The sequence below is a fragment of the Caulobacter sp. genome (assembly GCF_049283275.1).
Classification (GTDB): domain Bacteria; phylum Pseudomonadota; class Alphaproteobacteria; order Caulobacterales; family Caulobacteraceae; genus Caulobacter.
Genome location: NZ_JBAPVS010000205.1, coordinates 1 through 12,220 on the forward strand (window position 1 = coordinate 1; position 12,220 = coordinate 12,220).

At 68.4% G+C, this 12,220-nt stretch carries 12 protein-coding genes and 1 tRNA gene; 8 read left to right on the plus strand and 5 right to left on the minus strand.

The features are described 5' to 3' along the window. Positions 1 to 157: 157 nt before the first annotated feature. The 5 genes from WAL33_RS11465 to WAL33_RS11485 form a co-directional block, all read right to left on the minus strand. Positions 158 to 862: a DUF6250 domain-containing protein gene (locus tag WAL33_RS11465; RefSeq protein WP_422181503.1), complete on the minus strand. Its 705-nt coding sequence runs from the start codon at positions 860 to 862 to the stop codon at positions 158 to 160. Continuing rightward, entirely contained in the window at positions 862 to 2,322 is a 1,461-nt protein-coding gene (locus WAL33_RS11470) for a rhamnogalacturonidase (RefSeq protein ID WP_422181505.1), read from the minus strand. Before WAL33_RS11470 ends, WAL33_RS11465 begins: the two co-directional genes overlap by 1 nt. After that, positions 2,319 to 3,284 (minus strand): alpha/beta hydrolase, encoded by a 966-nt coding sequence (locus WAL33_RS11475; protein WP_422181507.1) that lies wholly within the window; start codon positions 3,282 to 3,284, stop codon positions 2,319 to 2,321. The genes WAL33_RS11470 and WAL33_RS11475 overlap by 4 nt, the downstream gene beginning before the upstream one ends. A gap of 1 nt (position 3,285) precedes the next feature. Then, on the minus strand, positions 3,286 to 4,551 hold the full coding sequence (locus WAL33_RS11480) for a rhamnogalacturonan acetylesterase (protein WP_422181525.1): 1,266 nt from the start codon (positions 4,549 to 4,551) through the stop codon (positions 3,286 to 3,288). A gap of 271 nt (positions 4,552 to 4,822) precedes the next feature. Beyond that, positions 4,823 to 4,897, minus strand: a tRNA-Thr gene (locus tag WAL33_RS11485). A gap of 54 nt (positions 4,898 to 4,951) precedes the next feature. On the opposite strand from WAL33_RS11485, the gene WAL33_RS11490 reads away from it, so the two are divergent. The 8 genes from WAL33_RS11490 (at position 4,952) to WAL33_RS11525 (ending at position 12,108) form a co-directional block, all read left to right on the plus strand. Beyond that, a complete protein-coding gene (locus WAL33_RS11490) occupies positions 4,952 to 5,155 on the plus strand; it encodes a hypothetical protein (RefSeq protein WP_422181509.1) in 204 nt (67 codons plus the stop codon). Between the two features lie 120 nt (positions 5,156 to 5,275). Next, complete coding sequence (gene murA, locus WAL33_RS11495; RefSeq protein WP_422181511.1) at positions 5,276 to 6,574, plus strand: UDP-N-acetylglucosamine 1-carboxyvinyltransferase; 1,299 nt, start codon at positions 5,276 to 5,278, stop codon at positions 6,572 to 6,574. Beyond that, on the plus strand, positions 6,567 to 6,992 hold the full coding sequence (locus WAL33_RS11500; RefSeq protein WP_422181513.1) for a DUF2948 family protein: 426 nt from the start codon (positions 6,567 to 6,569) through the stop codon (positions 6,990 to 6,992). The genes murA and WAL33_RS11500 overlap by 8 nt, the downstream gene beginning before the upstream one ends. Positions 6,993 to 7,084: 92 nt before the next feature. Then, on the plus strand, positions 7,085 to 7,537 hold the full coding sequence (locus tag WAL33_RS11505) for a MaoC family dehydratase (RefSeq protein WP_422181515.1): 453 nt from the start codon (positions 7,085 to 7,087) through the stop codon (positions 7,535 to 7,537). Between the two features lie 100 nt (positions 7,538 to 7,637). After that, positions 7,638 to 7,949 (plus strand): EthD family reductase, encoded by a 312-nt coding sequence (locus WAL33_RS11510; protein ID WP_422181517.1) that lies wholly within the window; start codon positions 7,638 to 7,640, stop codon positions 7,947 to 7,949. 146 nt (positions 7,950 to 8,095) lie between these two features. Further along, entirely contained in the window at positions 8,096 to 9,217 is a 1,122-nt protein-coding gene (locus WAL33_RS11515; protein ID WP_422181519.1) for a hypothetical protein, read from the plus strand. Between the two features lie 114 nt (positions 9,218 to 9,331). Then, positions 9,332 to 10,807 carry an NCS1 family nucleobase:cation symporter-1 gene (locus WAL33_RS11520; RefSeq protein ID WP_422181521.1) on the plus strand — a complete coding sequence of 492 codons (1,476 nt, stop codon included), beginning with the start codon at positions 9,332 to 9,334 and terminating at the stop codon, positions 10,805 to 10,807. Between the two features lie 284 nt (positions 10,808 to 11,091). Beyond that, positions 11,092 to 12,108 (plus strand): YybH family protein, encoded by a 1,017-nt coding sequence (locus tag WAL33_RS11525; RefSeq protein WP_422181523.1) that lies wholly within the window; start codon positions 11,092 to 11,094, stop codon positions 12,106 to 12,108. Positions 12,109 to 12,220 lie beyond the last annotated feature (112 nt).

Genomic DNA, 12,220 nt, shown 5'->3' on the forward strand with positions numbered 1-12,220 from the left:
CATTCCCGCCCTTGTGGCGGGAACCCCTGGTTCAGATGACGGTGAAGCGAAATGGCGCGCTGGCGCGCCACACCCCTGCACCTGCGGCGGACAGAGGGGTTCCCGCCACAAGGGCAGGAATGACGGCAAAATTGAAGGCCATGGACGGCAGCGGCGCTTATCGCGCCAGGGCGTACACCCGAAACCGCCGCACCCGCAGGTGGCTCAAGGTGGTCCGCAGGCCGAACCAGCCGCGGGTGTAGGGCTCGGCGTCGTTCAGCTCGAACAGCTTGAGCTCGTCGTTCCAGTACTGGATCAGCCCGCCGTCGGCGATCAGCCGCACGGTCTGCCAGCGATTGGGAACCAGCATCTCGTCGGCCGCCGCGTGGTCGTGTTGCGGCAGCAGCGGCCGCTCGCCCGGGCGGCCGACATAGCGGCGAAAACGGGTGGAGGTGTTGGCGTTGCCGCCCTGGCCCACATAGTAGGTCTTCAGGGTGTCGTAGTCGGCGAAGGCGCCTGTTCGGGGCGTGGCGAGCGGGCTGCCTCCACCCGCGTCACGGGCCATCCAGAAGGCGTTCAGGTCGCTGACCCGGTCGTTGGGGCCGCCCGCCGAGACCGCCTGGGCCTGGTATTCGATCATCACCGGCCCGATCAGCTCGGGACGGAACCACAGGGTCAGGCCGGCGGGGGTGTCGATGTCGAGCACGCCGCCCTGGACGACGACCTTGGCCGGCTTCTCGGCCTCGAGGACCCACTGGTCCAGGCCATGGCGGAAGTCGTCGGCGTGCAGGCGGCGACCACGCCGAGGAAGCCCGTCCGAAGCGGCGAGGGCGGGGCCGGCGGCCAGACAGGCCAGGCCGGCCAGGAGAGTTCGGCGGCGCATCAGGCCTCCTCCATCGCGTCCAGTCCGCCCAGCGCCACGCGCCGCGTCGACTGCAACAGGATTGCCGGGCGCGGGTCCGGCGCCAGGGTCTCGATACGGACGTTGGTCAAGGTCAGACCGTCCACGTGTCGCGCCCACAGGCCGTGAGCGGGAGTCGGGCCGAACATGCTGGGCTCCGGATAGGCGTGGGCCATGTCGTCCGGCCGGCGGTCAGCCCAATCGGCTTCGCCGCCGCCGGCATAGACCAGGCGAATGTCGGTCAGCTCGACATCCTGGATCGGATCGCCCTCCAGGCCGGCGATCGTGGCGGCGTAGTCAGGCAGGATGTCCCAGGCGGTCAGGCCGCGCACGCTGACCCGCCGGATGGCGCCGCGCGTCGTGCCGTCCGGACCGCGTCCCCGGTCGCCCAGCCGCAGGAACAGCGGCGCGGTGGTGACCTCGCGCATGACGATGTCGCGGATCGTGACGTCCTCGATCACCCCGCCGTCGACGGTCTCCAGGGCCAGGCCCCGCGAGCGGGTGAACGTGCAGTCGCTGATGGTGACGTGGCGAAAGCCGCCGTTGGACTCGGTGCCCAGCTTGATCCGGCCGGTGACGCGATCCTGGTCCGGCGCGAGCTGCTGGGTGCGGCCCTCGGTCCCGTCCAACATCGTGCCTAGGTCGAAGCCGCTGACGTGGCAGCGGGTGATCTCGATGCGTTCGGTGGCCCGCGCCTCGCCCAGGGCCAGCGAGCTTTTCAGGACGATGGCGTCGTCGTTGGGCGTATTGACCCGGCAGTCGGCGATGGTCACGTCGCGGCAACAGTCGATGTCCAGGCCGTCGCGGTTGGTGTCTATGAGAAGGTTGCGGATGCTCAGGTCGTCGCAGCCGGTGGCCAGCACAGCGAAGTGACCGCCGCGCCAGATCGTGAAGCCGTCCAGGCGCACCCGGCGGGCGTTCTTCAGGGCGATGGCCTTGTTGCCCTGGCCGGCCATGGCCTCCAGGTCCGGAACGAGGATCGCCATCTCTTCCTCGGACAGACCCGCCATGCTGACCGGAAACTCGCCCGCCTGGCGCGTCCAGCGCGAGCCGGGGCCCTCTCGGGTCATGCCGACGCCGTCGATCAGGCCCGGACCGACGACGGCGACGTCCTCGACATCGTCAGCCCAGATCAGGCTGTTGCGCCAATGGCTGTGGCCGAAGTCCTGATAGAGGTCGAACGGATTGGGCTCGGCCGGATCATAGGCCCCGTCATGCCGGGCCGGATCGGCGGCCTCCAGCACGCAGTCCTCGTCGAGCCGCAGGGTGACGCCGCTCAGCAGCCGGATCGAGAACGACAGCCAGCGCCCGGCCGGCAGCAGCACCTCGCCGCCGCCGGCCGCGTGGGCGAACGCGATCGCCCCGTTGATCGCGTCGGTGTCCAGGGTCGCGCCGTCGCCCCGCGCCCCGAACGTTCGGACGTCGAACGGCGCGCGGGTCATGCGTAGAGGCCGTGCCGCTTGAAGAAGGCGCTCAGCAGGGCCGGCCAGGGCATGGCGACGCCGCCGGGACCCGTGAGGCCGAAACCGTGGCCGCCGGACTCGAAGATGTGCAGCTCGCTGGCGATCTTCCGAGCTTGCAAGGCCTGGAACATCATCAGGCTGTTCTCCATCGCCACCACCTTGTCGTCGGCCGCGGCGGCGATGAAGGTCGGCGGGGCGTCGGCGGGGATGTCGTGCTCGGCCGAGACCGCCAGGCGCTGAGCGTCGGTCGGGTTGGTCCCCAGCAGCGACTTCAGCGAGCTGCCGTGGGCGTGTGGCGCGGTCAGGGTGACGACCGGATAGAACAGGCCCGCCGCCATCGGCCGGGTCGGCAAACGGTCGGCCGCGTCGATCGGGGCGTAGGTCTGGGTCGCGAATCGCGTGGCCAGCCGGGCCGCGACGTGGCCGCCGGCCGAGAAGCCGGTCACCGCGATCCGCTCGGGATCCAGGCCCCACCTGGCCGCATTGGCGCGGATCAGGCGGATGGCGCGCTGGGCGTCCTGCAGCGCCACGTCCGGCCCCGCCGCCCAGCCGTCGGCCGGCAGGCGGTAGTCCATCACGAAGGCGGTCACGCCCTGGTCGGCGATCCAGGCGTCGATCGATCCGCCGGCCTTGCTGACCGCCACGCGGATATAGCCGCCGCCGGGGATCATCAGGATCGCCGCGCCGTTCGGCTTAGCCGGCCGGCGCATCATCAGCCAGGGCTTGGTGACGTTCAGAAAGGCGGTGTCGTTGGGATCGCCGCCGGGCTTGCGCAGGATCACCTGCTCGGTGACCGTGACCGCCTCGCCGCCGGGCGCCTTGCCGGGCCACAGGTCCATGACCTCGATGGTCGAGGGCGCGGCCGTCTGGGCCCGGGCCAGGCTGGGGGCGGCCAAGGCCAGGGCGCCCAGGCCCAAGAGCGAGCGACGATCAGGCGCCATTTCAATTCCCACGGGGAGCCTCGGTGCTGTGCGCGGCGCTGGGGGCCAGGACGAACGTATCGGGCGAGGGCGGTTTGCCCGGGTCGAACGGCGGCAGGCCGTCGAGCAGGTGGGCGGCCAGGTCGGGGACCTGCGATCGGAGGCCCGCCACCACGCACTGGGCCAGCACATAGGCGCCGTAGTTGTTGTGATGGGTGGCGTCCTTGCCGCCGTCGCCGAACGCCTTCGGCGCGTCGGCGGGGCCCAGGGCCTCGTAGAACGCCGCGCTCATCGTCAGCAGGTCGATCACCGGGACGCCGGTCTCGCGGCCGACGGCGCGCACGGCTTCGGGGTAGTCGCCGTGGGTGTTCACGATCTTGCCCGCCGCGTCGAACTTGCGACGGTGCATCGAGGTCACCAGCACCGGCTTGGCGCCGCGTCGGCGGGCCTCGCCGATATAGGCCTTCAGATAGTCGCGATAGGTGGTGGCGGCCTCGGCGTAGGTCTGGGGCCAGCCCACCTTCTGGTCGTTGTGTCCGAACTGGATCAGCATCCAGTCACCCGGCTTGATGCGGCTCAGAAGCTTGTCCAACCGGTGTTCGAACAGGAACGATTTCAAGGTCTCGCCGGACTCCGCGTGATTGGCCACGCTGATGTCGGACTTGAAGAACCGGGGCAGCATCTGGCCCCAGCTGGCGCCCGGCTCGAAGCGCTGGTCGGTCACGGTGGAGTCGCCGGCCAGGTAGACCACGGGCACGCTCACCGGCTCGACCCGCAGGCGGCGCACGGCCGGCGCCGGTCCGCAGAACTCCAGGGTCAGCTTGTCGTCCCAGTCGTACGAGCCTTCCTCGCGCGGGTTGAGCAGCACCCGCACGCCGCCGGGGGCGTTGGGCGGCGGGGCGGTCAGGGCGTCGGTGCGGACGTTGACGACGAAGTCGACGGTCGCCGTCTTGCCGGGCCCGGCGATGATCCGCTCGGCCATCAGGCGGCGGGACTCGGCCTTGACCGTGGTGTCGGACGCGGCCTTGCCGCCCAGCTCCAGCGTCACCCGATAGTCGCCCTCGGGCACAGCCAGCGAGAAAAGCAGGGGACCGTCGGCGGGGGAGGGCTCGAAACCGTGGCCGACGGCGGGGTTGTAGACGGCGTCGCGGGCGACCCGGACATGTCCCGGCGCGGCCTTGTCGCCGCCGAAGTCGAAGGCCCAGCTCTGCATCGGTTTGCCTGGTTCGGCGGCCCAGCCGGTGGTCGGGGCGACGGCGAGCGCGGCGAGGACGGCGCGTCTATGCATCGTCAAGGCGCGGCCTCCTTCTGTCTCACCGTTGGGCGATCTGCGTCGCTCTGCGTCGACCCCAGAAATATCGGCCGCGCCGCGCCAAGGCAATATATTTCACATTTCGAGACATGGTCCCGCAAAATGGAACTCGAGGTTCGTCGCGGGCAGGGTGAGCGTCTTCCGCGCCCGCCGGCCTGAACGCCGCTGGCGGCCCAGAGCCGTCTTCGTTTCGAAATGCAGGGGTTTGGAAATGGTCGGGGCCCAGATCATTCGATCTGGGCCCCGATGGTGCCACGACTGGGACTCGAACCCAGGACCTCAGCCTTACCAAGGATGCGCTCTACCACTGAGCTACCGCGGCGAAGAGGAGGGGGCGTATAGCGAACCAAAGGCCGTTGGCAAAGACAAAATCGTCTTGACCGATCGTCGCAGCGATTTCACCTGTGGACGTATGAGCCGGAACCCCAAGCCCCACAACGAGAAAGCCGCGCGCGAAGCGCGGCTGGCCCAGGCGCTGCGCACCAATCTTCGCCGCAGGAAGGCCGCGCCCGCCGGAGCGGACAAGGGGGCGGCCAAACCGGAATCATCCCCTTCAGGCGACGAGACCCTATCCGACTGAGGAGGAACCTTGAGGAATCCGTGCAGCCCCTTGCGCGAGGCCTTGCAACCAGTAGAACCGCCCTTTCACATGTGACCGCGCGGCGACATCCCCGACTGGCCGCGCGACGAGGGACTTTCATTGGATCGTATCGTCATCACCGGCGGCGTGCAGCTGAACGGGATCATCCCGGTGAGCGGCGCCAAGAACTCGGCCATCAAGCTGATGGCGGCCAGCCTGTTGACCGATCAGCCGCTGCGGCTGACCAACATGCCGCGCCTGGCCGACACCAAGTTCTTGGGCAAGCTGCTGACGCGTCTGGGCGCGAACGTCGACGAGCGCGAGGGGCCGGACGGTTCGGAGACGGTGCTGCACGCCGCCGAGATCACCAGCGGATTCGCGCCTTATGACCTGGTCCGCCAGATGCGGGCCTCGTTCAACGTGCTGGGCCCGCTGATCGCTCGCACCGGCCAGGCCAAGGTGAGCCTGCCGGGCGGCTGCACCATCGGCGCGCGGCCCGTGGACCTGCACCTGCAGGCCCTGGAAGCCCTGGGCGCCAAGATCGACCTGCACGAAGGCTATGTCTACGCCCAGGCCCCGCGCGGCCTGAAGGGGGCGGAGATCACCTTCCCGTTCGTGTCGGTGGGCGCCACCGAGCACGCCATGCTGGCCGCCGTGCTGGCCGACGGCGTCACCCGCATCCACAACGCCGCCTGCGAGCCTGAACTGCTGGACCTGCAGATCTGCCTGAACGCCATGGGCGCCAAGGTGGAGGGGGCGGGCACGCCGACCATCACCATCACCGGCGTCGCCAAGCTGCACGGCGCGACCCATTCGGTGATCCCCGACCGCATCGAGATGGGCACCTACGCCGTGGCCGCCGCCATGGCCGGCGGCGAGGTCCAGCTGACCCGCGCCCGTCCCGAGCTGATCGACAGCCTGCTGGTCAAGCTGGAAGAGGCCGGCGCCGGCGTCGTCCGCACCGAGGACGGCGTCATCATCAAGCGCAGCGGCCATCGCCTGAACGCCGTGGATGTCGAGACCCAGCCCTATCCCGGCTTCGCCACCGACCTGCAGGCCCAGTTCATGGCCCTGATGACCACGGCCAAGGGCGAGAGCCGGATCCGCGAGACCATCTTCGAGAACCGCTTCATGCATGCCCCCGAGCTGATGCGCCTGGGCGCCGACATCTCGGTGTCGGGCGGCGAGGCCCTGGTGCGCGGCGTCGAGCGGCTGGAAGGCGCCGAGGTCATGGCCACCGATCTGCGCGCCTCGGTCAGCCTGGTGATCGCCGGCCTGGTGGCGCGCGGCGAGACCACGGTGAGCCGCATCTACCACCTGGACCGCGGCTTCGAACGGCTGGAAGAGAAGCTGGGCGCCTGCGGGGCCCAGGTGCGCCGTATCAAGGGCGATGTCGAAGGCGAGCTCGATCATGACTGACACCCTCAAGCTGCTGGCCCAGGACGCCGACGACCTGGCGGTGATCTCGGCCGCCCTGCAGGACGCGGTGGCCAAGATCGGCGACATCCGCTGGGACGCCTCGGCGCGCACCCTGACCCTGGCCTGCAACCGCTTCCGCTGGGAATCGGGAGCCAAGAAGGGCGAGCGCATCCGTTCGGCCCTGCAGCTGGGCGACGTCACCGGCGTCCAGGCCCGTAAGCTGCGGCGCGACGCCAAGGGCGCGGTGGTCGAGCTGCTGTCGGTCGCGTTCGAGCCGGGCGAAGCGCCGGGCGGCGCCGTGCTGCTGACCTTCGCGGGCGGCGGCGACCTGAAGGTCAGCGTCGACTGCCTGGACGTGATCCTGGCCGACGTGTCGCAAGCCTGGTCCACCCCGCGCCGGCCGGGGCACGCGGACTAGGGCCGCGCCCAGGCTCGGCGTCGCAAGTCCGGATCGGACGTGTTCACACGTATTTTGCTGGCCATGGCGGCGCATCATGGCTATCGCGCGGTATGATCCAACCTCATCCCTCCGGCGGCTATATCCTTGAAGAACTCTCGGTCGGGATGGTCGCTGAAAAGCACGTCCCCATCACCGAAGAGCGCATCCAGCGTTTCGCCGAGGCGTCGGACGACTTCAATCCCGTGCACATGGACGAGGCCTTCGCGTCCAAGACCGCCTATCGCGGCCGGATCGCGCACGGCCTGCTGTCGGCCTCGTTCGGGTCGGCCGTGGTCGGCACCATCCTGCCGGGCGCGGGCGCGATCTATCTGAGCCAGACCCTGGGCTTCCACAAGCCGGTGCGTATCGGCGACGTGGTGACGGCCCGCGTCACGGTTTCGGCCGTCGACGAGGTGAGCGCGCGGGTCACCCTGCGCTGCGAGGGCCTGATCGGCGACGAGCTGATCATGGACGGCGAGGCCGTCGTTCGCGTCCCGCGCCGTCGCCGGCCCGCCAAGGACTGAACCCGGCGCCGTCGCGGCAATCTGGCGAGACGGCGCTCGCGTGCTTAACTCCGCTCCGGACGGCGCGCGACCGGCGAGCCGTCCCTTGAGGGAGGCGACCATGGTCATTTTCAGCGTGCTCTATCCCGCCACGCCCGGCGCCAAGTTCGACCAGGCCTATTACGACGCCGTCCACATCCCGCTGGCCAAGGAGGCCTTCACGCCCACGGGGTTGAAGGACGTCCAGGTGCTGAAGGGGCTGCCGGGACCGGACGGAAGCGCGGCGCCGTTCGTGTGCATGGTCCACCTCACCTTCGAAAGTCCCGAAGCCCTGGCCGCCAGCCTGGGCGGCCCTCGCGCCCCCGAGGTGCTGGCCGACGTGGCCAAGTTCACCGACATCCAGCCCGTCACCCAGGTCAGCGCGCCGGGGTAAGGACGCGATTGGGGGCAGGCCCATGCGCCCGCCCCCAGCCCCGCCGGCGATCATGGTTAATGCGCCCTTAACCCTGTTCCCGCCATTTGATCCCGTGTTTCAGACCGTCGCGATTCGTGATCTCGCGGCGACTTTTCGAGGGCGGCATGGTCAGCAGCGTCACCAACGGCTACGCGACGAACCCCTATCTCGCCACCGGCGCGGCCAGCACGACGGCCGCGACGACAGCGGATAAGAGCGAGGCCTCCAGCGCCGCCGCGGCCAAGACCAGCGGCTCCGGCGACAAGGTCACCCTGTCGGCCGAGGCCCAGGCCGCCCTGGCCGCCCAGACCGACAACCGCACCACCGACGCGGTGATCGCCTCGGCCCGCTCGGCCCTGGACAAGCTGCTGGCCGGCGCCAAGGCGTCCAGCGCCCTGAAGGACGGCAAGGCGACGATCGACGTGTCGGGCCTTGATCGGCGCAGCCTCTACGCCATCGCCAGCAACAAGGGCGGCAAGTTCTCGATCGAGGAACAGGTGGTCGCCAGCCTGCAGATGAAGGCCAACCGCGATACGGCCCTGTCGGCCTCGGCCTCGGTCATGCGGGTGACCGGCGACTATGCGGGGCTCTACAAGGCGGCCCTGGCCAATCTGGAGGCCGCGGGTCCCGAGGAAAAGGCCATGGGCCAGTGGGCCAAGGACAAGGCCGCCCTGACCGAGGGGCTCGCCCAGGCCACCGCCAAGCCCGGCGTCGCGCCCAGCGGCATCGACGGCGATCCGGTCGCGGCCTATCTGAAGGAGGTCGGCGGGGTGGTCGCCAATCCGCGCACCCGCGACATCGGCAAGGTCGCCTCCGACGTCCGCGCGGTGCTGGACAAGCAGTACGCCACCGCGACCAAGGACGGCATGGCGACCGGCCCCGACGACGGCGAGATCGACTTCTCCAAGTTCGACGACCGCTCCCTGGCCGCGGTGGCCCTGAACAAGGGCGAGCAGTTCTCCGAGCACGAGATCGCCCAGGCGGCGGCCGAGGTGAAGACCCGCAGCCGCGACAGCGTCTCCAGCACCTACGCCGCCACCAAGGGCCTGGACGGCTCGGCCTTCGGCAAGAGCCTGATCACCCAGTACGCGGGGATGAGCGACGAGGAACGCCAGGCCTCCGGCTGGACCCCGGCGCTCTACGACAAGATGGTCGAGCTGCAGAACCTCTCCGACAAGCTGGCCTCGCTGTTCAACAGCGACGGCAGCGTCAACACGGGCGGGACGAGCCTGCTGGACTATCTCTAGCGGCGATTCACCCACGGCGGGGGGATCGGGCGCTCAAAGCTCCCTTCCACTTTCCCCGTGACGACCCCTGTTCGCTGACCCATGCTCGGCCCGCGACACGATCGCGGGGGCGACATGGACCAAGACCAAGCCGGCAACACCCTCTGGAACCCGGACCTGGCGCCGACCACGGCCGCCCAGCGCACCTGGAAGGCGCGCCACTATGCGGCCCTGTGGCTGGGGATGGTCATCGCCGTGCCGGCCTACATGCTGGCCGCGGGCCTGATCGAGCAGGGGATGTCGGCGACCCAGGCGGTGTGGGCCGTGCTGCTGGGCAATGTCATCGTGCTGATCCCGATGCTGCTGATCGGCCATGCGGGAGCCAAATGGGGCGTGCCCTATGCGGTGCTGGCCAGAGCCTCGTTCGGCTGGCGGGGCGCGCGGGCCCCGGCCCTGGCGAGGGCGATCGTCGCCTGCGGCTGGTACGGCATCCAGACCTGGATCGGCGGCGGGGCGCTGCTGACCCTGCTGGGGGTGATGGTCGGCAAGAGCCTGGTCGGGCCGATGGTCCCCGTGCTGGGGATCGGCGTGGGCCAACTGCTGTCGTTCGCCGCCTTCTGGGCCATCCAGCTGCTGTTCGTCACCAAGGGCCTGGAGACGGTGCGCAAGCTCGAGACCTGGACCGCCCCGGTCAAGATCGTGGTCTGCGGCCTGCTGGTCTGGTGGGCGCTGTCCAAGGCCGGCGGCCTGGGTCCCATCCTGCACGAGCCCAGCGCCTACGACGCCGGCGGCGCCAAGGCGGGCCGGTTCTGGCGGGACTTCGGTCCGGCCGTCACCGCCATGACCGGCTACTGGGCGACCCTGGCCCTGAACATCCCCGACTTCACGCGGTTCGCCCGCACCCAGCGCGACCAGATCGTCGGCCAGGTCGTGGGCCTGCCCGGTCCCATGGCCCTGCTGGCCGCCATGAGCGTGATCGTCACCTCGGCCACGGTGCTGATCTACGGCAAGCCGATCTGGGACCCTGTGGCGCTGTCGGGAAACATCGGCGGGATCGCCGTGCTGGTGGGCCTGCTGATCATCAGCCTGGACACCGTGTCGTGCAACATCGCCGCCAACCTGGTCGGCCCGGCCTACGACTTCTCGGCCCTGTGGCCCCAGCGGATCAGCTACCGCACCGGCGGCTACATCACCGCGGCCATCGGCGTCCTGATCATGCCGTGGAAGCTGCTGGAGAGCACGCAAGGCTACATCTTCGTCTGGCTGACCGGCTACGGCGCGCTGCTGGGGCCGGTGGCCGGCATCCTGATCGCCGACTACTGGCTGCTGCGCCGCGCCCGCCTCGACGTCGAGGCGCTGTATGATCGGACGGGGCGCTACACCTACTGCAAGGGCTGGAACCCGGCGGCCGTGGCGGCCTTCGCGATTGGCGTCGCGCCCAACCTGCCGGGCTTCCTGAAGGCGGCGGGACTGCCGGCGGCTGCGGGGATCGGGGCGCCGTGGACGGGGCTGTATGACTACGCCTGGTTCGTCGGGGCGGGGATCGCGGCGGTGATCTATGTGGCGGCGATGCGGTTGGGGAGTGGGGCGCGGGGGGCGGCGGTGGGGTAGGGCGGCAGCTTTTCGACCTTCTCGGGTCTTCGCAAGGTCCGCGATCAGTCCTCGGGGCCTAGTGTCCGTTTTCGGGAACGCAGCCAATTTCCGTTTCCGACCCTAAGCGGAAGTTGGGAAGCTCCGCTTTCGGGCAGATCGTGATATGTGAAGCTGGATATTCACGAGGGAATTGCGGCAATGTTGGAGCGAGCGCGGACGTGATTGATTGCCGCCACTAACATCTCGGAAATCGTGGCGAACTCGTGAGTGTGTGTTCAACCGCATGATCAAGAGGGGCAATAATGGTTCATCAAATCCGTTTGGGTGGAAAAGCCCGACCCTTCTTCGGCAGATCATTGGCCGGATTGCTTCTCATATTCGGCGGCGCGAGCGCTCGTAGCGAGCCAGTCTTTGCGCCCGCCGGCGAAAATCCGTTCTCAGCACTGTTCGGCGAGTGGACGCTCAAGGACGACAAGTTCCAGTACGTCGGCGACGGTCGAACCATCGAAACACAGATAATACCCAATCATCACACCGAATGCGCGAGGGTGAACACTGACCGCAGCATACTCTGCGTCGTCAAAGCCGGTGCGTTGAACGGTCACACGTTGTGGACCTACGACGCGTCGAAACAACAGGTGCATTGGCTCTCGCATTTCGGGACGGAGCGCACCGGCTTCGGCGCCGGAACATTCGACAAGGCTTCCAACCTGACGTTCAAGGTGAGTTTCACGGACGAGCCCGAAGGCAGCTATCGCAAGTATCGCTACGAGTGGGTGTCGCCAGACGAATATACTTTGAAGTCGACACAATACGATGGCCACGGTCGTGCAACAGGGAACTGGTACGGCGGCACTTTCGTCCGTCTGCCGGCCTCGGCGCTCGCTGTTGCAGTTCCAACTAGCCCGCCTGCCACCGGAATGGCGTATTCGGTGGAAGACGATACTCAGAAGGTGAAAGCCATCCTGAAAAAGATCGACGCGGACATCACTGACACCAGCATCTACAGCGAAGACGTCGTTCACATGGCGCAGGGAAGCCGCGCAATTACGAGTAAGGCTGAGCTGCAGAAGGTGCTTGCTGCCGAGGTGTCACATGGCCGATCCAACATGACCCATGAGATTGTGACACTTCACTCCTATTCCGACATGGTCCTGACCAGGGGACGGGTTAAAGGCACTTGGCATCCTGCGAACGGCGGAAGTCCTATCCCGTTCGAGACGAACAACATCATCACCTTTCGGCGAACAGCGGACGGGTCGCTCAAGGTCTGGCACGTTATCTTCAACCGGGTTGAGCTTGAGCGGAATCAGCCCTGAGCTCCACGTGCACTTTCGAAATCCGCTCCCCAATGTCCGTTTTGCCACCCATCTCGGACTTCCAGAACGTCCGCTTAGAAGTAAGCCCCCATCCGCCCCGGATGGGGCCGCG